The organism is Capnocytophaga genosp. AHN8471, from assembly GCF_016806945.1.
Lineage (GTDB): Bacteria > Bacteroidota > Bacteroidia > Flavobacteriales > Flavobacteriaceae > Capnocytophaga > Capnocytophaga periodontitidis.
Map to the genome: position 1 here is coordinate 51,112 of NZ_JAESPJ010000015.1, position 25,948 is coordinate 77,059.

Here is a 25,948-nt window from a genome sequence, read left to right on the forward strand (position 1 = left end):
TAATTTTTAGAATTATTTAATAACACAAAAGTAAGTAAATAGTTTTAACCTAACAAACATTTAACTTTAAATATTTGTTGGGTTTTCTTTATTTCACCTGAATGCTAAATTCGTAATGATAATAGGGTTGGTTGAGCAAAAACTCTTTATGTACGCGTGGCGACCAGCTGTCATCTCCTCCTACACCCATTTGAGCCTCATCGATGTGCAAATAAGTGTGGTCTCCACGGCGCAGTTCTTGGGTTTCTTTGGATTGATTTAGCGCGTCATCGGAATAGTCTTGCACGTTGAAATTAAAGAGCTTAGGAGCGCTGATGTACAGTTCGGTAGTGCCCGAAAGGAGTTTGAGCCAACGGGTATCGGTATGATTGCCGTTTTCAGAAGGCATCACATAAGGGAAGTGCATATCCTTTACTGCACCGCTGTGAATATCCACAAATGCTGATTCTTTTCTATCGGCATAAGTTTCATAAGGACCTTTGCCGTACCATTCCACTTTGTTAAAACTCTTGTCGAGCGTTAGGAGCATTCCCACTCTTGCCAAAGGAGGCACAGAGGCAGGTACTTCCACATTTGTGCTGATATCTATACGTCCGTCCCCATTGATGAGGTAAGTCACTTGTTGGCTGATATTGCCCGCTTTGGTTTCAATGCGGTTGTGTGCTACTATCTTCACTTGAGTCTCCCCTATCGGTGTAGCTCTCATTTCGGTGGCAGTTACCGCAGCTTCTTTTAATCCTGCTTTGCGCCAAGCTGAGGCATAGGAGTGCTCAAAACCACCTTCGTCATTATCAGTAGGCACACGCCAAAAAGAGGGCACCATCTCTTCTGAAAGTAGTTTTTTTCCTTTATGTGTAAATTGACTTAAACCGCCTGTTTTTTTGCTGAATACGACTGTAAAATCGTCGTCTTTTACGGTGAAGTTTGTCGCTTCGTCAGTAAATGTTAGTTTTTTATCGGAGGGCTTGGTGGGTTCTCTCTCAACACGGTTAGGAAAAGCGAGTTGTTCTTTGGCTACTTCAAAATCTTTTGAAGCCCAAGCAGTTGCCTTTTTATTCTTAAAACGGAAGTTCATAAAGTATTCCTTGCCGTTTTGTACTAATTTTGTTTTGAAAGGTATTTGTAGGGCTCTTTGGCTTTGTGGGGCGATGTTCAAATCGTTGATTACCCCATTGGCGACAGGCTTGCCATTCTCGATAAGTTCCCATTGCAAATACACCTCATCGCTATTTACAAAGTAGTTGCTATTGCTGATGAGCACCAAACCTGTGTTGATATCAATATCCTTTACATTGAAATACTGATATACCTTTTTCAGTTCGTGCATTTCGGGTTGAGGAACGCCTGTCGCATTTACCAATCCGTCGTTCACATTCGCCTTGTCGATGTGATTGATGATGTTCCAATACTCTTTGCCGTTCTTATCTTTGCAACGCAACGCTTGATCTTTCCAGTCCCACGTAAAGCCACCTTGGTAGCGCTCATTGGTAGCAAAAAGCTCCCAATACTTGCGGAAGTTGCCTAAGCTGTTACCCATAGAATGGGCATATTCGCAAATAATCACAGGGCGTTTTGGGTCTTCGGTAAAGAGATTGTTCAGGTGGTTGAGATCGGTGTACATATTAGAGATGATATCGTAATGCGAGAGCACGCCTGCATAAGCAGGGTTTTTAGACTCATAATGCACAGGGCGCTTTTGAGGGTCGAGGGCTTTTATCGCTTCGTAAGCCGCATCGAAGTTCTTGCCCCAACCCGATTCATTCCCCATCGACCAATAGATGATACAAGGGTGGTTCTTGTCGCGAGCAACCATATTCACATTGCGCTCCACGATGTCCTTTTGCCATTCGGGGCGTTCGCCTATGTAGTAACCACTCTCCCACAATCCGTGGCTCTCGATATTGGCTTCGTCTACCACATATAAACCATATTCGTCGCAGAGGGTATACCACTCAGGCTGATTGGGGTAGTGAGAGGTGCGCACCGCATTGATGTTGTGCGTTTTCATCAGGATAATATCGTCAATCATCGATTGGCGGGTGATGGTGCGACCGTTATAAGGGTCGAACTCGTGACGGTTCACTCCTTTAAACTTCACAGGCTTGCCGTTCACAAGGAGCAATCCGTTGCTTAGTTCAACTTTCCTGAACCCTACATTTTGAGTAAACGATTGTAACACCTTGCCTTTGGCGGTGAGCAAACTGAGTTCCACTTTGTAAAGGTTAGGGGTTTCGGCAGTCCATTTCAACGGATTTTTTACGGCTATTTGGGTACTAACGGTAGCTTCTTTTCCCGCAGCAATATCCGCAACAGAGGCTTTTTCAGCACCTATCACATTGCCTTTACTGTCTTTAAGGGTGGTTTGTACCATAAGGGCATCGCTTACTTTTTCGCCTAAATTCTGTACCTCTACTTGCACCTGCAAGGTAGCATCGCGGTATTGTGCATCGAGCTGAGGATATACTGTAAAGTCACGCATACGCAACTCGGGGGTAGCAAAGAGGTATACATCGCGATAAATACCGCTGAGTCGCCAAAAATCTTGGTCTTCTATATAACTGCCGTCCGACCAGTTTAAGACTTCTACATACAGCTCGTTTTTGCCTTTTTTAAGGTAAGGAGTGATGTTGAACTCGGCAGGTAGCATTGCATCTTCGTGATAGCCCACTTGCTTACCATTGATGAACAACTCCATCGCCGATTGCACTCCCGCAAAGTGAATGAATACCTGTTCGCCTTTCCATTTGTTAGGCACTGTGAACTGCGTTCTATACACTCCCGTAGGGTTGTAGTCCTTAGGGGTGTAAGGAGGGTTCATCTCAAACGGATATTTGATATTGGTAAATACAGGAGGGTCATATCGGTTGCTTTGCAGTTGCCAATTTGAAGGCACTTTTATAGCGTCCCACTGGCTGATGCCATTGCCCAAAAAGAAATCGGCAGGCACTTGTGAAGGGTGCTTGAAGTAGGCAAACTGCCAATTGCCATTGAGGAGTACTTTTCCAGCCGGCTCATAGTGGCTATGACTTTTTTCGGTGTTGATACTGCTTACTGCTAAGTTTTCCCAATTGTGGGTTTGCGCTATGCTGAGGCTACTCGCCAAGGCAAGTACTGATAAGAATAAGGTACGTTGTATTCTCATAATCGTTTACTATTTTATGGTTTGTTATTCTTCTATTGTAAAATGTTGTTCATTATTATTATCGGCAGAATGTAAGCCCACCCACAGCAAGCACTCGCTGGGCTCAGTGTCCTTTTTTCCATTGATACCGTAAAAAGCAAGAGCTTCGGAAGGCAGTTCAAAACGGACTTGTTTGCTTTCACCTGCTTTGAGAGATATTTTTTGAAATCCTTTCAATTCCTTTACGGGGCGGCTAACACTTGCTACCAACTGTCGGGTATAGAGTTGTACCACTATTTTGCCCTCGGTTGTTCCTGTATTCTGCACAGAGGCATTTACTATAATGCTATCGTTATAACGTTTCATACTTTTTTTATTCAGATGCACATTACTAATAGCAAAGGTAGTATAGCTGAGTCCGTAACCAAAAAGATAAAGAGGCGTAATGGAACTATCCAAATAGCCTGCGTTATAATGAGGGTGGTGGTCTACTTCTTCATTATCTGTATATACAGGTCGCCCTGTGCTTTTGTAGTTATAGTAAATAGGGATTTGTCCCACACTGCGCGGGAAAGACATCGTTAAGTGCCCCGAAGGATTTACATCGCCTGCTATCACATCAGCAATGCCATTGCCCCCTTGCGTACCAGGAAACCACGCTTGCAAAATAGCTTGTACATTCTCGTTTTCCCAAGAAAGGTCGAGTGGTCGTCCGCTAAAAGTAATGATAACTATGGGCTTGTTTATGGCTTTTAGTGCTTCGAGCAATTGGCGTTGTGCTTGAGGCAAACGAATGTCGGTGCGCACCGCCGATTCTCCTGACCAGCCGCTCTGTTCACCTACGGCTACCAATACCCTATCGGCTTTGCGAGCCATAGCAACCGCTTCTTTGAGTTGTTCTGTTGAAATAGTTGTAAAACCACAGCCTTCGGCATAGAGGAGTTTTACATTTGTACCCTTGTATTTCTCAGTAAGCCCTGTGAGTAAACTCACGCTTTGTTTGCCGTCACCTAAGCACGTCCAACTGCCGTTTATATCACTTGTGTTGTTCATCATAGGCCCTATTACAGCAATAGTTTTACCGCTATCCTTTTTGATGGGTAACGCTTTAGCTTCATTTTTCAAGAGTACTACTGAGGAAGCAACAGCTTGTCGCGCTACTTTCAGATATTCCTCAGTAAAAGTATTTTCTTTGGCACGGGTTTCATCTAAGTATCGGTAGGGATCATCAAAAAGACCTAAAAGGAACTTCATTTCCAATATATGCCTTACTGCTTTATCAATTTGCGCTTCGGTTATTTTACCTTCTTTCACTAAGGTACTAAGGTATTTAATAAAGGTTGCCCCGTTCATATCCATTTCTATTCCTGCATTGGCTGAGAGGTTTGCCGCTTGTTTATCATCTTTGGCTACCCCGTGTCGCACCAACTCGTTAATGCCTGTGTAATCACTCACTAACAAGCCGTTAAAGCCCCATTCTTTGCGGAGCACCTCAGTAAGCAACCACTTGTCGGCGGTGGCAGGCACACCGTTTATCTCGTTCAAAGAAGCCATTATACTGCCCACCCCTGCGTTTAGGGTCGCCTCATAAGGAGGTAAATATACATTGCGCAAGGTGTGCATAGAGAGTTCAGCTGTATTATAGTCCTTGCCTGATTCGGCAGCTCCATAGCCGGCAAAGTGTTTACCACAAGCTAAAAGCGTGTGAGGGCTACTCAACATTTGCCAATTGTCACCTCCTTGAAATCCTTTTACGCGCGCTTCGGCGATGAGGCTTCCTAAATAAGGGTCTTCACCTGCGCCTTCCATTGCGCGTCCCCAACGAGCATCGCGGGTAATATCTACCATAGGGGCAAACGTCCAGTTGATACCATCGGCACTAGCTTCACGAGCAGCGAGTTCAGCTGTTTTGCGCATCAAAGCCAAATCCCACGAGCAAGACTCAGCTAACGGAATGGGAAAGATAGTTTTATAGCCGTGTATCACATCTTGACCAAAGAGGATAGGAATACCTAAACGTGTTTGTTCTACCGCTATTTTTTGCAATTTTCGTATACCTGCAACTGAAGTAGCGTTAAAAATACTTCCTACCAAGCCTTTTTCGAGGTAAGGTTGGTACTTATCAGCCATTACAGGGCCTGTAACCGACCAATCGGCTGAGAATTGCGTCATTTGTCCGATTTTTTCTTCAAGAGTCATCAAACGCAGTACCGAATCTACGCGCTGTTCTATATGTTTATCACCACTGAAACTCTTTTGGGTGAGTTTTTCATTATCAGATTTTAGGATAGCGGGTGTTGCGCAACCTATCATAAGTAACGAAATAAGCGTTTTAAAAATGTGTTTGCTATATCTCATAGGTTTTCTAAGATTACTACTATTGAACGTTTGAAGGCAGGAATTAAAGCCTTGTTACTTTCAATAGGTATATGTCGTTCCCATTTATCCGTCCAAGGATCGTATATACTGTAATGCGTATATTTGTTGTTGATGTGGCTGAGCGGTATTTCGAAATTGTGTTTTATCTCGGCAGGGATTCCATCGCGGAGTTCTGTTTTCCAATTATTAGCAAGGTCTCTGCACCACAGAATTGTCTTGGTTTTTCCTTGTAAGCCATAACAATTTACATTCATTGAGCTAAATGAAAAAGGTTTCATCGCTTCTTTCACAGGGTCAATGCCTTCAATAGCATTTTTGAAACGCCCAAAGTGATACCACAATTGGTTAGGCTCTATGTAATGATCCCAATGCCAAGTATTGCCCGAACCTGCACTACCTCCAAAGAAAGGTGCAAAGATAAAATCGTGTAACAAAACGCCCTCTGTGTCTTTCGGATAAAGCGACGAAGGTCCTGCGTGGTTAGGGTTTACAGCTCCTATCTCATTGATGATAACAGGCTTGGGGTCGTTTTTGGTAAATGTCAAGCCCATAGCTACGGCATCGGTTGCTAAAGCACTCACAGCTCCTTTCACTATCGGGTATTGATGCCACTTGTCGCCCTCGTCCAAATAACGGTGAATGCTCAAAAACTCGTTGTCAGATATTACTGCCAGCTTTTTGTAGTAGTCTTCCATATAAGGGGCGTGCATACTGCCTAAGGTTTGGGTAACCAACTGATTAGGACATAATTTTTTCACCTTGCCGAGCATCTCTTCGGTAAAAGGAAGCCACTCTGCTTCGGGTACTGCTGAATCCATTTCGTTCCACAGCTCCCAGCCATATACATACGGGTGGTTTTGGCACTTTTGAGCAAGTGCTTTGAGGCGTTTTAAGTAGGATTGTTTACCTTTTTTGCTACTTACATACTCGCTTACATTCTTGAACTTGGAAGCTAGCGAACGGCTGTTACACCAAGAAGCCTCAGGTGAGATGTTATTAGAGATAGTACGCAAGTGATGCAGGGTGAATTTAAGGTAAATATGATACTTTTCTGCAAGTTGCAGCAACTGTTCTATACGCGCTAACTTCTCAGGATTGTATTTTCCTTCCCTTTGGTCTTCTATTTCTAAGAACTCAGTGCTTATCCAGATGCGCATTGCATTTCCACCATTCTCGGCAAAGTGTTTAAAGTACTTTTCTACCTCTTCAAAATTATGCGATGGTAGATAATTGGTGCTAATAGGAATCCACGTCGCACCATTTTTTTCAAAATAGCGCGGGTGGGTTTTGCTTACCGTTATATTTGCTTGCGAAAAGCTTAGTGCTCCACACAAGCAAAGCGCCAAAAGCAGTATTTTAGATAGTTTTATATTAAACATTTTTTTATAAATCAAGAATTTATTTAAATCTCCTACGAATTACACGAATTGTGATATATAAAATAACGTGAGTTCGACGTAAGTAATTATTAAATAATCAGCAAAATGTTTTAAATCTCCCACGAATTTCACGAATTTTCACGAAATAAGGACTGTAAAAAACCCTTTACTTTATATTATCTCACGAATTTTCACCTGACGGTGAATTATTTTGTGAATATATTATGTTACAAAGCTGTAAATCAATGTTCTGTTATATCGAACTGACGTTAAAATAATAGCTTCCAAGAATTTATTTTTGGGCGTTTGTTTTAGTCGTTTGTTTCGGGTCGTTTGTTTCGGGCGTTTGTTTTGGAGGGCGTTTGCAGCACATACCCAGCTATCGCTGGCTTTCCTACACAACATACTATAAAAGTGATTGATTATAAGGATATTGCTGAGGTGAGGCTTTGTCAAAGTTTTTGACTTTGACAAAGCGTAATGATGCTCATTATTGCAGAGTTGAGGCTTTTCACTCTTCACTTTTCACTATTATTTGTGCTTCTTTTAGACCTTTGGCAGTAGCGCGCAATTGCAGTTTGCCACCTTTTTCACCTGAGCGGATAATCACTTGGCATTTGCCATTGAAGAGTTTGCGCTCTACACGCTCTCCTTCGGCAAAAGTATCTTTCTCGTGCGAACTGGGGTCGCCATTGCCCACACCTGCTATGGTGGCATCACCTATGAGTTCAAACTGAATTAGGTTCTGAGCATCAGGTACTTCCCGTCCTTTTTTATCTACTACACTCACATTCACCACTACGGCATCTTGTTTGCCGGCTTTCAGCTTTGTTTTATGAGGGCTGAGCACAATCGCAAAAGGATTTTCGGTAGTAGTAACTTCGGTAGTAACTCGCTTTCCATTCTTAGTGCCTACGGCTTTCAGCGTACCTTTTTCGTAGGGTACATCCCAATACAAATGCCCAAAAGTAGGTGTTTTTTGTTTGCCGAGCGATTTTCCGTTTAAGAAAAGTTCCACTTCTTCGGTATTGCTATATACCCACACTTTTACCATAGAGCCTTGTGGCTGGTTGAGATTCCAATGGGGAGCTATGTGCAATACAGGCGATTCACTCCAATGGGCTTTGTAGTAGTAATACACGTTCTTAGGGAAACCACACACATCCATTACCCCAAAATGCGAACTGATATTAGGCCACGCAAAGGGAGTTGGCTCTCCGCGATAGTCGAAGCCCGTCCATACGAAACCGCCCATAAAACGAGGGTCGGTAGCCGTTGTGCTGTACCATTGCTGTGCTTGTGATGCCCAACTGGGGTAACTCTTATCTTGGTCGAGCAGGTAAGCGCATAGGGTATCGGCTACAAAATAACCACTGTACCCCCCGGCTTTGTCGAGCACGATTTCCGGCAGATACACCCCTCGAGTACCCACGGTGCTGGCTACTTCGGTACCGATGATAGGTTGATTGGGGTACGCTTTCTCATAATCGGCAAGACCATAGAGGTTGTAATTGAAGCCTCGTACTGGTATGGCAGCACTCACGCCTTCACTTTCATTACCTACGTTGGCGCCATAAGTGCTCACGCGTGAAGGGTCTAAATACTGTTGTAAACTCACCAACGTACGCGCAATGCGCTCGCCAGTTTCGGTGCTTTGTATTTTTTCTTCTTCATTCCCGATACACCACATAAAGACGCTAGCGTGATTGCGGTCGCGCTTGATAAGGTCTTCAAATTGTTGACGGTATTCTCGCCCGCTGTTTAAGAGTCGGGTTTCGTCCATCACTAATAAACCTAAACTGTCGCAGGCTTGAAGCACAACAGGGCTGTGAGGGTGATGGGCAGTGCGATAGGCATTGGCGCCCATCGCTTTGAGTAGCCCAATGCGGTAGTACTGCAACTCATCTAATAGAGCCGTGCCTACACCGGCGTGGTCTTGATGTACGCACACGCCTTTTATTTTCATTTTTTTGCCGTTGAGGTAAAAGCCGTCGGGTTTATAACTGAAAGTACGCACCCCAAAACGAGTGTGAATGAGGTCGGTAGTTTTTCCGTTAGCAGTGATTTTTGTTATTAGGGTGTACAGATAGGGGTGCTCAGTGTCCCAAAGCTGTGCATTAGGAATGTTAAGGTTACTCTTTACTGTTACTTTTTCGTTAGGGGCAAAAGTAGTATTTGCAGATTTGTGAGTAGCTATTACTTTCTTTTCACGGTTAAGAATAGTCCATTCCACTTGAAATGTTTGTGAGCTTGTATCTCGGTTATAAACCGTAGTTTCGGCGTGCATTTCGGCTTGTTTGCCAATGCTTTTGGTATAGATGAAAACCTCTTCGGGGGAAGAGTGAACAGAGTTGTAAGAGTTCAGCCACACGTGCCGATAGATACCTGCGCCTTCGTAGAACCAACCTTCGTTTTGGGTAGCGTCTACCCTTATGGTAATCACATTAGGTTTGCCAAAATGCACCAAATCGGTGATGTCGTACTTTACACCCGTATAGCCGCTGAGGTGTTGCCCTACATAAATGCCATTTACCCAACACCGACTATCTCTAAAAATACCGTCGAATTGCAGTTCGATGCGTTTGCCTGCTTCGGATTTGCTGAGGTCAAAGGTTTTTCTATACCAACCGATACTATGCTCGGGGAAGGTACTGCCTAAGGCTTTATATCCGTGTGACCAATCACCTTTTTCACTGAAAGGGAGAGTTACTGCCCAATCGTGAGGGAGGTCTACGGTTTGCCACGCGCTATCGTCGTAGTCTATGCTCGAAAAGTTAATGCCTTTGGAGAGTGTTTTAGAGAAGTCGTTATACACGCGGTAGTACAAATCTTTGGAGGGGTCGGTAGCGTGTCCTAAACAGAATTTCCAATTGCTATCCAACAAATTATGTTCCCTTGTGGCTTGCCCATAGATGGGAAGGGCAAGCCATAGGAACATACAGATAAAAATGAAAAATAATTTGTTTAGATGAGTCATTTATTTTTTAGGCACATATTTATATACCTTAGCCCAGTCTACTTGGAGTTTGAGGGCTTTGGTAAAAGGTTTGTTAATGTCTTTTTCGGTTTGGAAGCACAAGTGGTGAGGTGCTTTGGCTATTGCTACAGGGTCGGAGAGAGTCCATACTAATTTGCTATCGATGTAAATCTTGATATACTCAGGCGCCCATTCCATTGCTACGATGTGCCAATCGCTTTTGTTGTAATTGCGGAAGGTTTGTTGATACTGTTGGTCTTTACCAGATACTGCATAGTGGATATTTGTATTCCAAGTATTATTTTCGTGAGCGGTTTCGTAGATATCATTTTCGCCATCTTGAGGCCATTTTTCACTTTCAGGCCAAGTAAGTCCTAAACCGCTGGAAGACTTATGAGGGTCTTCGTCCATACGGATTCTGAACTCAAATTTGCCGTATTTGTAGTTCTTTTTATGGGCAATACCGCCTGTCATAAACCAGCCATTGCGTTTAGGGTCTTTGTCGATAAGGCAGTTAAGGAAACCATCTTTTACTTCAATAGCATAAGTACGGCGGGTGTTTTCGGGTTTGAGTTTGCCTTCTTTTTCGAGGTATTCATTGTCGTACACTGCCCAATTATCGGTGTTTAATGCATTGCCATCGAAATTTTCTTGAAAGTCTAAAACCCATTCAGCAGGGGTTTCGGGCATAGGGTTCTCCTCAATAGGGGTATCACCGCCTGACTTGTTACAGGCGGTAATACCACATAAAAATATTGAGAGAAAACTAAATAATTTCAGGGTGTTCATATTATTATTAATTTGATTTAAAAAAAACGTTTGCAAAAGGTTGTTTGTATGGGGAATTTGTATGGAGGCGTTTGCAAAACGCCCCTACATAACATAATCGAAATAATCCAAATAATTCAAGAATATAAGATTATTAAGGTGCTTTTTTGATAAAGATATCTGAAAAAGTTAAGTCTTCGTAATTGTTATCCCAGCTACCTATTTTTATCACAAAGAATAACTTACCACTTTTTGTAGCTGTATAAGTCTTTTCACCTGAAGCTAATTCCGACATCAGTCCGCTTTTAGGTGTTTTGATTTCTCCTGATAGGTCAAACACCTTACCATCATTGAAGTCTTTGCCTTCTTCAGGTTCCCACTGACTTATATACACTTGTATCCAGCCCCACGCTTTGCCTTTGGCGGTGAGTGTCATATCGTAAGTATAAGTTTCTCCTCCGCTTACTTCAATAGGCTGATAGATCACGTGGTTGAACTTCTTGCCTTCGGTGCCCGAAGTGTAATGAATATTACCGTCGGTAATGGTGATATCAGCTTTTTCTGAAAGACCTCCATTGATGCCTTGCAACAGTATTTTCCAAGCATCTTTCTTGATGCGGGTTTCTACAGCAGGTTTAGGAGGCTTAGGACTGTTATCTTTCTTGAATACGATATCAGAGAGGGCTAAATCCTCGAAATTATTATCCCAGCTACCTATCTTTATTACAAAATAGAGAGTGCCGGTTTTACCAGCGGTATAGGTTTTTTGGTCTTGGATAGTTGAAAGTTCGGCAAATGAACCACTCATAGGAGAAGTGATGTTATTTTGGAGCTCTAATACCTTGCCATCGCCAAAGTCTTTGCCTTCTTCAGGTTCGTGTTCACTTACGTACACTTGTATCCAACCCCACGCTTGTCCTTTAATTTCCACGTGCATATCGTAAGTGTAAGTTTGTCCTTTTTCCACTTTTACCGGTTGGTAAATCACGTGGTTGAACTTACCACCTACTTTACCAGAAGAGTAATGTATATTACCCTCAACGATATTAATCTTAGCATCGGCTGTAATTTTGCCGTCGATACCTTGTTTTAGCACCTTCCAAGCATCTTTTTTGAGCATAGTTTCCAAGGTAGGTTTAGGAGGCTCAGGAGGTGTAGGCAAGAATTTTGCCCCATCAATCACTACGATAGTAGTTGCTTTGTTTTGGAGGATTCTCTCATTGCCATAAATGCTTACTGCCAAAGCGATGCGATTCTTGTAGTAATCGGGGTGGTCGGTAAGGAGCTTTTGCATATCTACTTCTAAGTAGAAAGACTCTTCATTTTTACCAGAAGGGATGGTAGCGCTTTCAGGCAGAGTGTAAGAACCTTCGGGTAGTACTACAGCCGGTTTTTTCTCGTCGTTTTTGTACTTTTCTACATAAGCATTAGTAGCTTGTGCATCAACTTTTACTTTTACAGCAAAGCCATCGGTAGAGAGACCAGAGTTCTTCACGCCGAGCACTATTTTCAATTTCTTAGTAGTCTCGTCGAAAGTGTAGTTTTCGGAGTTTCCGCCGAAAGGCACATTGTATTCATTACCTCCGTTGTTCAAGGAGGCTTGTGGCATATAGATATTGTTTATACCAGGGTCTTCAAATACATCGTCTTTTTTACAAGCGATGAAGGCTACGAATAGGAGTAGCAATAATGTAATGTTTTTTGTTTTCATATATAAGAGATTGTCTGTCTGTCCTCACCCCCTCCTTCTCCCCCTCCCCTTGGGGGAGGGGGAGGGAATCCGCATACAATGTTCGTATTTAAATGCCTACCCCCGTTCCCCCTCCCGAAGGGAAGGGGCAATCCGCAAAAGCTACTTTTTGGTGAAAAAACATCTAATATTTTCTTCTATTGCGGAGTTTATTCTCAAGATATATAGGCTGTTGTTTTTAAATGCGAATACAGTGGAATCCGCAAAAGCGATGAGGTTTGTTATTCAATTATTTTTTTAACTTGACATATTTCTTCACTTGTCATTCGTCACTACCAACCTGGGTTTTGTTTTACAATTCCGTTAGATTTATTGATTTCGCTATGAGGAATAGGGTAGTAATACATCTTTTCGGTAAAAGTGCGCTTTTCTACTTCTTTTACTTGATAGCTAAAATGATTGCCGTTTTTAGTAGCTTGCACTCCCCTAAGTGGCTCATTGAGCACGGTAGTAGCGTCTTTCCAACGGCGCAAATCCCAATAGCGGTGTTCTTCAAAGGCGAGTTCTACACGGCGTTCGTGTTTTACTTTCTCTCTGAACTCCTCTTTTGATGCTGTAGTAATCGCAGGCATTTCCACACCCGTTCTGCCTCTCACCAAATTGATAGCCTCTTTGGCAGTAAGTGCATAACCGTTGTTAGCATCGGGTCCGTAGGCTTCGTTCATCGCCTCGGCATAGTTGAGGTAAATTTCAGCCAAACGGAAAACTACCCAAGAACGAAGTCTTTTTTCATCTTGCACTAAATCAAGATTGTCGTTCAAAAACTTTTTGAGGTAGTAGCCCGTGCGTGAAGCGTTTTTGGCGTTGTAGTTGTCAGCGCCACCTGCGTATATTTCTATCGTGCGTCCGTTCCATTGACTGTTGTTGGTTACTATCGTATAGCCGAGTCGAGGGTCGCGATTGGCGTATATATCATTAGGGTTGGGGGTGCCTTTGTACTCATAAGCACTCACCAAATTATGTGAAGGCGTGATACCACTATTACCTCCTGCACTGCCGATAGGGTAGTTTTTCCTTTCTAAATCATTGGTGGCACTTTGGCGAATAGCAAAAATGGTTTCAGAGCTTTTGGCACTTCTGTCGCCGAGAAACAAATCGCGGTAGCTATTGTCGAGGCTGTAGAGATTTAAACTGAGAAGCTCATTGGCAGCCTCGGCAGCTGCTTTCCACTTGTTCACATCGTTAGTGGGGTTGAACAGCGGACTCGCCGCATAAAGCAACACTCTGGATTTGAGGGCTAAGGCAGCTCCTTTGGTAATGCGCCCGTCTAACCCAATATCAAAATCTCTTCCCCAATTGGTAATCAAGCTATCTTTGGAAGCATCGATTTCACTTACGATATAGTTCACTACCTCGTCCACTGTGTTGCGAGGTAAATGCGTGTTACTATCGGCGGAAAGTCCTGTTTTTACAAGAGGCACCCCTCCGTAGCGTTTCAGTAGTTCAAAATAGAAATAAGCTCGCAACACGCGGTTTTCAAAGCGCAAAGCCCTTATGCTCTTCACATCGCGATTGTAGTTGTTGATGTCGTTTTGAGTGATAAGATTGCGGTTCTGCTTTAAGAAAGAAGCATAGTTAGGGAATTTTTCCAAGAAATAAGTAGCCGCTTGTATACCTTCGTAGTTATAAGCATAGGTATTATCGGGGTTGTTGGTGCTATTCCAGCTTCCTTCGTTAAAAACTTGAGTGTTTGAAGGCGAAAGTGTATATTCAGCCTCGTCGCTCACTGCCGCAAACAGATTGCCATCGATGGCATCAAAGCGGTTTTGCAAACGTGTATAGGCAGCATAACCAAAGTCGTACAACACTTGGTAATTGGTTTTTATCTGCTCGTCGGTATCGTAAATATCTTCTTTGGTGTCTAACACATTACACCCGATGAGTGTACTCATCAGCGCAATGCAGCTCACTGCAAAGATTGTTCTGCTCGGTTTATTACTCTTTAACATAGCGATATATTTTCGGTAGTTCATTTGTTTAAAACTTTAAAGACACACCCATAGTAACCGATTTGAGGGCAGGGTAACCCGAAAGCACTTCGGGGTCTAAGTCGTAATCGGTAAGCAGTGATGAGAAAGTAAACGGATTGGTGGCATTCACGTAAATGCGCAATTTGCTAACGCCTATCTCGTCGAGCATTCGTTTAGGAACGCTGTAACCTACCTCTATGTAGCGTACTCTTAGGTAATTAGCTTTCTTTATCCACAAGGTGGAAGGCTGGGTGTTATTGTTGTTGCTCAATAACGACAAACGTGGGTACTGTGCGCTGCTACGGGTATCGATGCCTTGTGCAGGATAGTAAGCCCAGCGGTTTTTGGCGATAGCATACACATTGCCGTTGTTCTCGAAAGCAACTGTTTTTTGGCGTGCATCGTCTAATAAATTTACCTCTCTGCCTTGTACTCCTTGCACGAGCACTCCAAGGTCAAATCCTTCGTAACCGAGGTTGATTGTACCAGCATACGTGAGTGTAGGGAGGTAGCTTTTGCCTATTTCGGTTTTATCGGCAGGGTCTATACGGTTGTCGCCATTTAGATCGCGGTATTTCACATCACCAGGGGCAACGTTCCCAAAGGAAGGTTTAGGGAGTGAAGGTAGCAGGTTGCCATTGCTGTCAAAATCGTTTATGTCGTAAAAGCCAGCAGCTTCATAGCCAAAGCGTGTGCCGATAGGTCTGCCTGTTTGAGCTGAACTCTCGCTGCTAGCATCGTACTCAGCCATATAGTCTATTTTGTTTTTAGCATACGAAGCATTAGCGCCTATACTATAAGTGAGTTTTCCTGCTGCATTGCTGTAGAGTGTACTCACTTCAAAACCTCGGTTAGTTACCTTTCCTATATTTTTATAGGGAGGGGTAGACCCAAAGACACTTGAAATACTGTAATCGGGGGTGATAATACCTTCGTGTTTGTTGAGGAAAGCATCTATCATCACGTCCCATTTGTTGAAGAATTTAGCTTCCGCGCCTATGTTGTACTTATAGGCTTTTTCGGCAAATATACGCTCATTAGGCACGTATTTTAGTCCGATAGCACTATGCCAGGATGGGTCGTCGTTTCCTGTGGCAAAACCACCTCCTCCGTAAGAACCGTAATAACGTTCGTATAAGTAGCGACCTTCGTTGTACACATCGTTACCGGTAGTACCTACTGAAGCGCGCAATTTTAACCGATTGATATTGGCATTCGCCGAAGGGTGTTGCTCATTGAAAACCTGATAAGCTGCTGAAAGGGCGTGATAAAAACCAAACCGATTGCCTTTCTTGTAGTTATCCGAGCCACCGAAGGCAAAACCAAATTCAGCCGATACGCGTTTGTTCCAATCGTAGAACACACGTCCGCCGATATTCTGATAGGCGTAGTTGTTGTTCAAACCCGCTTTTCCGTTGAGATTATCGTCTATATTATAAACGTATTGAAGGTAGTTTACCGCTGTTTGGAAAGTGTTTTGCCCAAATTCACGGGCATAACCTGCACCCAACAGAAACTGCAAACGGTTCCATTGGTTGGTACCCCAGTCGTCATCTACTTTGTAGTTGCTATCGCGATGGGTGGTTTGTGCTACCCCATTGAACATACGAGTGTAATCTCTGCTTACAATGCGTGTGCCTCGTGTCCACGAACTGAGCGATACGCCTTGTTGTATGTACAAACCAGGGGTGATGAAGTCTAATTTCTCTTTTAGGTTGAAATTAGCCCCTAAAGTGCGGTCGTGTAGGGTTTTGATACCTAAGGCTCGGATAGAGGCGTAAGGGTTATCGAGGTGGATGGCTGTACCAGGGAACGACCCATTGGGGTTTTGCGCCGGATAAATGATATTAGGGTAGCTCGCCAAGTTTTGCCAGAGCTTATACTCGTTGTAATTAGGCGATTTACGGTCTTCTATACGTCCGTTGATATTTACATTTCCTTCAAATATTTTGAGCATACTGAAGTCTAAATTTGCCTTTACGAGATATTGGTCGAACCTTCCGCTGGAATGCGAATCGTCGTTCTTAGAGGCGTACAAACCACTGTTGCCTGCGTGCCCTAATAGCACAAAATACTTGGTAGTAGACGAGCCTCCGCGTATGCTCACATCTTGCCTATCAAACAAAGCCGAATTTTTGAGCACTTTGTCATACCAATCGGTGTTGTATTTCACATCGTTAGGGATATTGTAAAAGCTCGTCCAAGCTCCTGCATCGTTACTGTAAGCCTCGTTGTATAGCTGAGCATACTCGGTAGCCGATAGCGGTTTGCTCAGTACCGTAGGCATTTGCACGCCTGTTTGGAAATCTACCCCTACCACAGGCTTGCCTTCTGTACCGCGTTTGGTGGTAATCCACACGATGCCGTGCGCTCCTTTCATACCAAATGGCGCTAAGGCAGCCGCATCTTTCAAAACCGTAATCGACTCGATTTCGGAAGGTGACAGCAGTATAAAATCACTTTGGTAACCATCAATAAAATAGGTAACCGAAGGGTAGTTGTAAGAACCCAACCCGCGGATATTTAGGCTGGCATTGTCCATTCCTCCCCCTTGCAATACAGTGAGTCCAGGTAGCAACCCAAACAAACTGTTGGTAAAGTTAGTTGTGGGCATTTTCAAAAGTTGTTCTCCTTTTACTGATGAGGTAGAAAGTGTTGAGAGCTCTTCGGGTACGTTCAGAGGGCTTTGTGCCTGCACAGCACCTGCCCAAAGCATACAGCCCACAAGGCTACAAAATAATATGTTATGTTTATATTTCATTTCAGTTGTTTTTATTACACGTGAGTTTAGGATATTTTTTTGCTTCCCACGAATCTCACGAATTTACACGAATTGTATTCAGTATAAAAATCCTTTATATTGTATAATCTCACGAATTTTCACCTTATGGTGAATTTCTTTTATTTATATCAATAACCAGGGTTTTGTATCAAGTAGCCTTTGTTCACTTCCGATTGAGGGAAAGGCTCTAAATACTGACTGTTGTCCCAATATCCTGTATAGACAGGTTTTACAGCATAAGAAGCGTAATCCCACGCATTCCACCCTTCCGATTTTCCTGGGGCGTACTCAAAAACTACTCCTTTCTTTTCTCCTCCAATGATACCATTGGCAATATCGGTGAGTTTCCAGTGTTTTACATCAAAGTAACGGTGATTCTCTTCGTAGAACTCTACTGCCCATTCTCTTTGTACGAGTTTGCGCAAAGCATCTTGTCCTGTTTCAGTAACATTGGGCAGCCCTGCACGCGAGCGGATAACGTTTAGGTTTTGCAAAGCCTGAGCAGGATTACCTGCTTCGTTATAGGCTTCGGCGAGATTCAAATAGAACTCAGCCAAACGGTACAAAGGGAATTCAAACCAATCGCGGGTATCAGCCATATAGAAGAATTTTACACGGCGTCCTGCGCCTTCACTGCCCGCTCTCTTTTCCCAAGTAGACGCATTTGCCAAACTCTCACTTGACCAATAATGCGAACTCGGGTTGTTCCACGCTTGTTGTCCTGCAATCGCTGCTGAGGCTTTAAAGCGGGCTTCTAACTCATTGCACTTGTTCACATAAGTAGCGTAGCTTTCCCAATTTTCACCCGTCCACGTTTGGTCAGTACCATCAGTTTTGTAGTATTGGGTAAGCTGCAAGTAACTCATAGAATTTGCTCCTCCTGGTTGGCTGTGAGGGTTATAAGCCTCTATAAAGCTTTGTGATTTAAAGGCGAGGAGCACTTCTCGGTTGTTAGGGGTTGCTACTGCTGTACCATAATCGGCTAAGGGGTTGCCCGTATTGATGATTTGATAACCATTGGCAGTTGCCCAGCGTATCACTTGCTCATTAGCCTCTATGGCTTGTTGCCACAACGAAGCATCTTGCGTACCAAAACAAATCAGGTTGTTATTACCTCCCAAACTCATATAAGGCGTATTGCTATTGAACAGCGGACGCGCGGCATACATCAACGCTTCGGCTTTGATACACATTGGGATACCTTTGGTTACACGTCCTTTTTCCGAAGCGTTGTAGCTATCGGGCAGGTCGCTAATAGCTTTGTTGCAAAGGGCAATAATGTGGTTTAAGGTAGCGCGCAAAGTAGCGCGAGGAATATTCAGGTCGGAATCTACTGAAAGAGTCCCCTCTATAATAGGTACCCCGCCGTAACGTTTAAACATCTCCTCATATCGGTAGGCGATGAGGGTATACATTTCGGCTTTGATACCTTTCTTTTGTACCTCAGTAAGATCGGGGACTTTATCAATATTTTCAATCACCAAATAGCACTGACGGATAGATTGGTAGTTGAACACGAAACCATCGGAACTCAATGCTTTGCCATCGGAGTCGCTGGCTACCATTCCAGAACGTTGAATTTTATAGGTGTCTTCCCAACTGAATTTCACATCGTTCACTTCTCCCGATAGGTGAGAGAGCGTTCCTGCTTTCAGTCCGCTAATGCGCCCATTGTCGTAACGCAAGGTAATACCTGATTGCAGGCTCATAGCGTAGGCTTGGGCAATAGCCGAGAGAGATTTCTGTTTGCTCGAAAAGATAGAATCGACATTCACATCGCTTCCTAAACTCTTTTCGAGGAAGTGGTCTTCTAACTTACAAGAAAATACTTGTGAGAAAAAGACGAGAATTAAGGTGGTATAAATGAGCTTTTTCATTGGTTGTATTTTTTAGAATTGAACGTTGAGCCCTACGCTATAAGTGCGGGTCATAGGGTAGAGATATCCAGAGGCAGCGCCGTTAGAATCTTGTTGTTCGGGGTCGTAACCATCGTGCATTTTTGACCACGTATAGAGGTTGTTACCACTCACCGATAGTTTCACCGATGAGATACCTGCTTTATCCAACCACATTTTCTTTTGCAAGAGATAGCTTACCTCTACGTTTTTCAGCTTGATATGGTCGGTAGAGAGCAACCAGAAGTCGCTAAACAATCCGTTGATGTTATCACCGGTGCGCATAGAAGCACGTGGGAAAGTAGGGGTAATGCCGTTTTGAGCTTTCTCGGGTGTCCAACGTCCGTCGTACTGATGTTGGAAAGCAGCCCCTGTACCCATATAGAAAGGGTTGCGCGTATAGAAATCCAAAGGCATAGAACCTTGTGCTGTACCGGTGAATAACACTGATATTTCAAATCCTTTGTAACCTAGATTGAGGTTTGCCCCAAAAGTATAGCGAGGGAAGTTTGCATAACCAATAGGCACGCGGTCTTTCTCGTCGATAACGCCATCGCCATTCACATCTACATAACGGAGATCACCAGGTTGCACTTTATTGCCATCAAAACGCGAATAAGGGCGTTGCATTACCTCTTGCCAAGTGTTGTAGAAACCATTGGTGAGATAACCTCTATACTGCCCGATAGAATAGCCCGTTTCATTCATCCAAGGGTGAGGGTTGTTAGGCTCATCGCGGTAGTCAATTTTGTTTTTAGCATAGGATACATTCCCCCCGATACCATAAGTGAAATCGCCTATCTTGTCGCCCCAGTGCACTTGTATTTCGTAACCTTTATTGGTTACCTTACCTATATTGCTCGCAGGAAGGTCAGAACCTACAATACCAGGCACTGTACCTCTGTTCCACAAGATGTTGTCGCGTTTTTCTTGGAATACATCGGCATTGATGGTAAGCCTATCTTTAAACATATTCAGGTCGATACCTGCATTGCTTTTTTGGGCGCGTTCCCAAGTAACATTGGGGTTCCCTACACGAGTTTCCCAAGCACCGGTATAGAAAGGGTCTTTGGTAGTACCATCACTACTACCGAAATAGTAACCTCCTGCACCATAGCCATCGTTGCGGTAACCTTCATAACCATAGCCCCAAGTACTAGGCAGGTATAGAAAACGGCGACCACCTACTTGGTCATTCCCTACTTCGCCATAAGAACCTCTGAGCTTTAAGTAAGTAACAATATTGTTTTTAGGGAAGAACTTTTCGTTAGTAACTACCCAACCCAATGAGAAGGCAGGGAAGAACCCGAAGCGTTTGCCAGGAGCGAAGTTTTCGGTACCATTATACCCCATATTACCTTCAATAAGGTAACGGCGGTCGTAATCGTAAGTAACCCTACCGGCGAGCCCCATAATACCAGCAGGCACGTTGAACTCAAAACCAGGGTCGTACGTTTTTTGTCCGTTAGCCAAAAGTAAGGCAGTGATATTGTGTTTTCCGAAAGAGCGGTCGTAGTTGGTAGCTACTTCAAAATAGAGGCGACGCCATTTGCTTGACTTAAAGCGGTCGGTAAGGGTAGTGTGTTTGAGTCTGCCACCAAAGAAGAGTAGTTCAGCAGGGTTTTTAGGGTTGCGAGTTACGCTATACGAAGGGATAGAGCGTTCTCTTTTCACACCTTTTCTATACAAATCGTTGTAAGAAAAAGTACCCGAAATAGAAAGACCCTGAGTGATATAATCGAGTTTGTGTTTCAGTTTTAAGTTTAGATTTAAGTCGGTTTGATAGGTAGTAAGATAAGGTCGCCAGAGCAAACTGGACAATACGGAATAACCTGTACCTCCCTTGCCTACTAAAGGATTTACGCCATCTACATATCCATCGATTAAACGCCCATCTACAATACCAGGGCCTGCAAAAGGCGTATTAGCCAAGATATGCACTAACATCGACTTTTTACGGGCTGTTTCGCTGTTTACATCGCCGTCTTGCTCACTACCTAAAATTCCTCCTACCTTTGAAGATACAGCAGCAAGGTCGAGCGTGAGGTTGGTGCGGTCGGTAAGTTCAAAATCGAAGTTAGAGCGGAAGTTGTAACGCTGATATTTAGAGTTTACATCGGCGTTGTGGTAATTAGTTTCTTTGAAAGTACCTCCTTGATAGAAATACCCCAAAGAAGTAAAATAACGCGTTTTCTCACTTCCCCCTGATACGTTTAGGTTGAATTGCGTTTGAGGAGATACCCCGCCAAAAGCCTCTTTGAAATAGTTATGACTTGTGTAATACAGCGCAGGGCTATTTAGCAGGGCTTGTTTTTGTTCAGGGGTGAGGTTCATCGCTTCCACCTCTTGAGGTGTATAGTCGCGATTGTTCTTGAACTTCCACAACTCGTTGTGGAAACCGCTTTCACTGAACAGCTTATCGAAGTTACTTGGGTCGTTGTCATTACGAATAGCTTCGTTGCGGAAACGAGCATAATCATAAGAATTGAGCAGGTCTAACTGAGTAGCCAACTCACTCATACCAAAGTTATAAGTAAGACTCACCTTAGGAGCGCCAGAACGACCTCTTTTGGTAGTTACTACTACCACCCCGTTAGCACCTTTCACACCATAGACAGCTGTTGCCGAAGCGTCTTTCAGTAAGTTAATACTTTCAATTTCGTAAGGGTCCATCGCATTTACGGCATTCATAGAGCTTTGGATACCATCTACTACTACCAAAGGTTCTTGGCTACTTGCATTGAAGGTACTCACCCCACGAATACGAATGGTAGTAGCGTTCCTACCAGGCTCACCACTGGACTGAGTGGAAGTAATCCCTGGCATACGCCCAACCAGCGCATTGGAGACGTTGGCAACTGCATTTTCTACGAGTTTATTTCCTTTAACAGAAGAAATAGCACCTGTTACAGTTTCCTTTTTTTGGGTACCATACCCTACCACCACCACTTCTTTTAGTTCGGTGGTTTCGGGCAAGAGCTTTACGGTGATGTTGTTGCGGTTTTGCACCTGCACTTTTGCACTTTTATATCCTATATAGGATATATCTAAGGTAGTACCACCGTTTTTTAGGGTCAGCTGGAAGTTGCCATCGAAATCGGAACTTACGCCGTTTTTAGTACCTACTTCCAAGATAGTAGCCCCCATTAGAGGCATATTGTCTTCATCAACTACTTTTCCTCTGACAGTTTGTGCGGATAGCGACTGTATCCCCATGCAAAGCCCCAAGAGCCATACGAGCATCAGTAGTTTGGTTTTGTATGAATGTAATCTATCCATAATTTTGGCATTTTAGTTATATGGAAAATGTTTATTTTCGTTGGGGCAAAGGTAGGGTGTTATAGTTAAAAGGTTGTTATCATTTCTTTTCGTTTATTTATCAAAATCTATACGTTATAAAATTATCTTAAAGTAAAGGAAATGTTTAGATAGTTGTTATAGCTTGTTATTCAGAGGTTTAAAATATTTTTATACATAATTAGCAGAGGCAATATTACATATTTAAATACAAATAAGCAAGTACAGGTTTAAAAAAGAAGAGAGAAAGTGTGGTAGGGGAATAAGAAGAAAATTATAAGTATTACAAAATAAAAAGGGGATATGCTTTACTGCCATCCCCCTATTCTTACTAAACTACCGAGTATTACCATTAGTACCCCAATGAGGGTTACACAGATGATATGCACCGCCATTTCGGGTAATTTGTTGAGCTGACCTTTGCGCAGTTTGGGCAAAACGCGCGTTTGTGCCGAAATAGCAAAACAAATAGAGGTTAGCAAACAAATGAGTTTCAGTGATACTACGCGCTCAATAGGAGTAGCGAATGAAAACCAAGAACTGAAACCAGCGTTGTAGTCGTAAGCCATCAAAATACCTGTGATAACTAATACGGCAAGTGAGGGCATACCAATAGGCTCGTAAGTCTTCTCGAAATTGCCTATATAGCTAAAATCTTTGCGTTTAAGAGCTTTGGGCAAATAGCCGATAGCCAATACTAAGTGTCCACCTACCCAAATGGTGGCAGCAATGAGGTGCAGAATGAGAATGAGGTGATGTGTGTACATAGTTAGGTTTCAGGGGTCAGGTTTTAGGGGTTAGGGGTTAGGGATTGCGCTTCCTATTTATTATTAAAGGTGTTCATTGTGATATTAAGCCCTGATAAGCCAAAAGAAAGGACGGCTTCGGCAGATTTTTGTAAGCGTTCGGGGAGGAGGGTTTGCTCTTCGGGAGTCCACTCACCGAGTACATAGTCTATTTGCTTGCCCGATTCAAAATTACTGCTAATACCAAAACGCAAACGCGCGTATTGTTGGGTGTTGAGTTGAGCCTGAATATCTTTAAGTCCGTTATGCCCTCCGTCGCTACCTTTGCCTTTGATACGGATAGTGCCAAACGGGATATTTAGGTCATCGCAAATGACCAAAAGGTTTTCCAACGGAATGTTCTCTTTTTCCATCCAATAGCGCACTGCTTTGCCACTGAGGTTCATATACGTGGAGGGTTTCAACAATATAAAGGTACGCCCTTTCACTTTAATTTCGGCGAGGTCACCGAGTTTCTGAGTAGTGAAAGAAGCATTATGGTCTTTCACCAATGTATCGGCTACAAGGAATCCTATATTATGACGAGTGTTGGCGTATTCAGCCCCTATATTGCCGAGGCAGGCGATTAAATATTTCTTCATAGAATGATAATTACAAGTTGTTTGTTTTGATGTAATCTATAATTTGTTGCGTGAGGTGAATGCGGTCACTGCCTCTCACTCCGTGTCCGTGCATTGGGTAGATAAAAGTATCTATAAATTTATTTTTCTTGATAGCGTCACGAGTGATACTCATCAGGTGTTGAGGTACTACCACATCATCTATACTACCGTGAATGAACAACAATGGGCGATTGAGGTGGTCGAGGTATTTGCCTACTCTGCTGTTTTCATAGCCTTCGGGGTTTTCTTTTGGGGTATCCATATAACGTTCACCATACATTACCTCGTAGTATTTCCAATCGGTTACGGCCCCTCCAGCTACAGCAGTGGTAAACACATCGGGGTGGCGTGTGATCAGGCTCGAAGCCATAAATCCTCCAAAGCTCCAACCGTGTACAGCTATGCGATTTCCATCGACATAAGGCAAACTCTTGAGGTAGTCTACCCCTTTGAGTTGGTCTTTTATTTCGGTTTCCCCTAATTGGCGGTGGATAACACTTTCGAAAGCAAATCCTCGGTTTTTACTACCGCGATTGTCTAATGTGAAAACGATATACTGTTCGTTCTCTACGAATGAATGTAACCACAAATAAGTATCGGCTAACCATTCGTTTCTCACTTGTTGAGCGTGAGGGCCGCCATATACATAAATGAGTACGGGGTATTTTTTGTTAGGATCTAAAGTAGTAGGTTTGTGTAACTTGCCATAAAGAGGAGTGCCGTCTTCAGCTTTTAGAGTAACAAACTCGGTAGTTCCTACAGCTATACCTTCCAATGGATTTTCAGCGGTGAACAAACGTTGCTTGCTGCCTTTATCGGTACTGATGAGGTCTATGTTTTTGGGGATGCTAATGCTGCTATAGCTATCTAACAGATAATTACCGCTATGGCTTAGCTGTACATTATGAGAGCCTGCTTCGGTAGTGAGGGCAGTTATTTTTTTAGGGTTTTTGAGCTCTATTTTGAAGGCGTGTTGCTCGCGCGGGTCGGCACCTGTACCTGTGATGAACACGTATTTACCTTGCGCATCGAAGCCTAAAATATCTTGTACTACCCATTGGAAATTAGTGATTTGCTTGATGAGTTTGCCATTGGTATTGTAGTGATACACATTGGTAAATCCGTTGCGTTCGCTCAGCCACAAGAACTCATCGGCTTTGTTAGGCAAGAAAACGGCAGGTTTTTCGGGTTCAACCCATTTGGCATTGCGTTCTTCAAAAATGGTATTTACTTTTTTACCTGTGTGCGTATCGTAGCGGTTGAGAGCGAAGTAATTTTGAGCACGATTTACTTCGGCTAACAAAATATAACGTTCATCGGGACTCCAAGCTAAGTTTGTGAGGAAGTGTTCATCGGTGGTATCGATATCTAAGTATAGCACTTTTTGGTTTTGGAAGTCGTAAATCCCTACAGCAGCCTGCTCACTGGGCTGTCCTGCCATTGGATATTTTATAGATTTGAGCGTTGCGGGGGTAGTGGTGATATCTACTAAAGGATAATCGGCGACTTTGCTTTCATCTTTTTGATAGAAAGCTACATAGTTGCCTTTAGGAGAGAAGAAAATTCCTTTGTTGATACCAAATTCATTGCGGTGAATTGCTTTTCCGGCTACTATATTGGCATCGGTAAATGAGGTAATAGCTTTTTTATCGTTCTTTTCATCGGCGAAGTACAAATTGTTATCTAAAGTATAAGCTACTACTTTCGCTTGAGGGTTGTATTCGGCATTTTCACTACCTTTAGGAAGAGTAATCGTTGCCAAAGCTTGCTTGCCATCGCCGTTATAGCGGTAGAAAGTATTTTCGGATTTGGTTACGATTTCATTTTTGTCAATCAGCAAGATATCGCCGTTTAGTTGCTCAGCGCTCATACTTCCTACCTGCTCCCTTTTTGGGTTAAAAATAAGGTATTTTCCGTCTTTGGTATAAAGGTATACATCACTATCTTTGAGCCATCGTAGTTTTTCGAGAGTTTCGGGAAACAGGTAGCGGTATCCCATTGGATTAGAGGGGTCTTGCACGGCATAAAACACCGATTCGGCTACTGAGAGTTTGCGATTTTGAGCAATAGCTGAAAGGGAGAAAAAGGTTCCTAAGAGGAAAAGCGTTATTCTTTTCATAAGATAAAATATAGTCTAATAAATATTGGCAGCTGGTGTAGCTAGATTTCACGGAGTTTTCCTTAAATTAACGTGAGTTTGATGTAATTAATTATTAAATAAT

13 protein-coding genes are annotated in these 25,948 nt (G+C 43.2%); all 13 read right to left on the reverse strand.

Annotation, left to right across the window (positions count from 1 at the left end):
• Positions 1–88 precede the first annotated feature (88 nt).
• Positions 89–3,142, reverse strand: a complete 3,054-nt coding sequence (locus JMN12_RS06515) for a glycoside hydrolase family 2 TIM barrel-domain containing protein (RefSeq protein ID WP_203138129.1) — start codon at positions 3,140–3,142, stop codon at positions 89–91.
• Between the two features lie 24 nt (positions 3,143–3,166).
• The gene (bglX, locus tag JMN12_RS06520) at positions 3,167–5,479 is read right to left on the reverse strand and encodes a beta-glucosidase BglX (protein ID WP_203138130.1); all 2,313 of its coding nucleotides are present in this window, start codon (positions 5,477–5,479) and stop codon (positions 3,167–3,169) included.
• On the reverse strand, positions 5,476–6,879 hold the full coding sequence (locus tag JMN12_RS06525) for a cellulase family glycosylhydrolase (protein WP_203138131.1): 1,404 nt from the start codon (positions 6,877–6,879) through the stop codon (positions 5,476–5,478). The genes bglX and JMN12_RS06525 overlap by 4 nt, the downstream gene beginning before the upstream one ends.
• A gap of 511 nt (positions 6,880–7,390) precedes the next feature.
• On the reverse strand, positions 7,391–9,856 hold the full coding sequence (galA, locus tag JMN12_RS06530) for a beta-galactosidase GalA (protein ID WP_203138132.1): 2,466 nt from the start codon (positions 9,854–9,856) through the stop codon (positions 7,391–7,393).
• The gene (locus JMN12_RS06535) at positions 9,857–10,645 is read right to left on the reverse strand and encodes a glycoside hydrolase family 16 protein (RefSeq protein ID WP_203138134.1); all 789 of its coding nucleotides are present in this window, start codon (positions 10,643–10,645) and stop codon (positions 9,857–9,859) included. It abuts the gene before it with no gap.
• A 133-nt stretch (positions 10,646–10,778) separates the two neighbouring features.
• Positions 10,779–12,335, reverse strand: a complete 1,557-nt coding sequence (locus JMN12_RS06540) for a DUF1735 domain-containing protein (protein ID WP_203138136.1) — start codon at positions 12,333–12,335, stop codon at positions 10,779–10,781.
• A gap of 311 nt (positions 12,336–12,646) precedes the next feature.
• Positions 12,647–14,347, reverse strand: a complete 1,701-nt coding sequence (locus tag JMN12_RS06545; RefSeq protein WP_203138138.1) for a RagB/SusD family nutrient uptake outer membrane protein — start codon at positions 14,345–14,347, stop codon at positions 12,647–12,649.
• 4 nt (positions 14,348–14,351) lie between these two features.
• A complete protein-coding gene (locus JMN12_RS06550; RefSeq protein WP_203138141.1) occupies positions 14,352–17,105 on the reverse strand; it encodes a SusC/RagA family TonB-linked outer membrane protein in 2,754 nt (917 codons plus the stop codon).
• A gap of 149 nt (positions 17,106–17,254) precedes the next feature.
• Complete coding sequence (locus tag JMN12_RS06555; RefSeq protein ID WP_203138143.1) at positions 17,255–19,003, reverse strand: RagB/SusD family nutrient uptake outer membrane protein; 1,749 nt, start codon at positions 19,001–19,003, stop codon at positions 17,255–17,257.
• 12 nt (positions 19,004–19,015) lie between these two features.
• Positions 19,016–22,300, reverse strand: coding sequence for a SusC/RagA family TonB-linked outer membrane protein (locus JMN12_RS06560; protein WP_203138144.1), 3,285 nt, complete (start codon positions 22,298–22,300; stop codon positions 19,016–19,018).
• A gap of 326 nt (positions 22,301–22,626) precedes the next feature.
• Complete coding sequence (locus tag JMN12_RS06565) at positions 22,627–23,085, reverse strand: CopD family protein (protein WP_088593435.1); 459 nt, start codon at positions 23,083–23,085, stop codon at positions 22,627–22,629.
• A gap of 53 nt (positions 23,086–23,138) precedes the next feature.
• Positions 23,139–23,705, reverse strand: coding sequence for an aminoacyl-tRNA hydrolase (gene pth, locus JMN12_RS06570; RefSeq protein WP_203138153.1), 567 nt, complete (start codon positions 23,703–23,705; stop codon positions 23,139–23,141).
• Positions 23,706–23,715: 10 nt separating this feature from the next.
• A complete protein-coding gene (locus tag JMN12_RS06575) occupies positions 23,716–25,845 on the reverse strand; it encodes a S9 family peptidase (protein ID WP_203138155.1) in 2,130 nt (709 codons plus the stop codon).
• Positions 25,846–25,948: the final 103 nt, after the last annotated feature.

Excerpts from the sequence above, each read along its gene's own strand:
- JMN12_RS06550 (WP_203138141.1), bottom strand. The coding sequence starts at position 17,105 with ATGAAATATAAACATAACATATTATTTTGTAGCCTTGTGGGCTGTATG.
- JMN12_RS06515 (WP_203138129.1), bottom strand. The coding sequence starts at position 3,142 with ATGAGAATACAACGTACCTTATTCTTATCAGTACTTGCCTTGGCGAGT.
- galA (WP_203138132.1), bottom strand. The coding sequence starts at position 9,856 with ATGACTCATCTAAACAAATTATTTTTCATTTTTATCTGTATGTTCCTA.
- JMN12_RS06560 (WP_203138144.1), bottom strand. The coding sequence starts at position 22,300 with ATGGATAGATTACATTCATACAAAACCAAACTACTGATGCTCGTATGG.
- bglX (WP_203138130.1), bottom strand. The coding sequence starts at position 5,479 with ATGAGATATAGCAAACACATTTTTAAAACGCTTATTTCGTTACTTATG.
- JMN12_RS06525 (WP_203138131.1), bottom strand. The coding sequence starts at position 6,879 with ATGTTTAATATAAAACTATCTAAAATACTGCTTTTGGCGCTTTGCTTG.
- JMN12_RS06545 (WP_203138138.1), bottom strand. The coding sequence starts at position 14,347 with ATGAACTACCGAAAATATATCGCTATGTTAAAGAGTAATAAACCGAGC.
- JMN12_RS06565 (WP_088593435.1), bottom strand. The coding sequence starts at position 23,085 with ATGTACACACATCACCTCATTCTCATTCTGCACCTCATTGCTGCCACC.
- pth (WP_203138153.1), bottom strand. The coding sequence starts at position 23,705 with ATGAAGAAATATTTAATCGCCTGCCTCGGCAATATAGGGGCTGAATAC.
- JMN12_RS06575 (WP_203138155.1), bottom strand. The coding sequence starts at position 25,845 with ATGAAAAGAATAACGCTTTTCCTCTTAGGAACCTTTTTCTCCCTTTCA.
- JMN12_RS06540 (WP_203138136.1), bottom strand. The coding sequence starts at position 12,335 with ATGAAAACAAAAAACATTACATTATTGCTACTCCTATTCGTAGCCTTC.
- JMN12_RS06535 (WP_203138134.1), bottom strand. The coding sequence starts at position 10,645 with ATGAACACCCTGAAATTATTTAGTTTTCTCTCAATATTTTTATGTGGT.
- JMN12_RS06555 (WP_203138143.1), bottom strand. The coding sequence starts at position 19,003 with ATGAAAAAGCTCATTTATACCACCTTAATTCTCGTCTTTTTCTCACAA.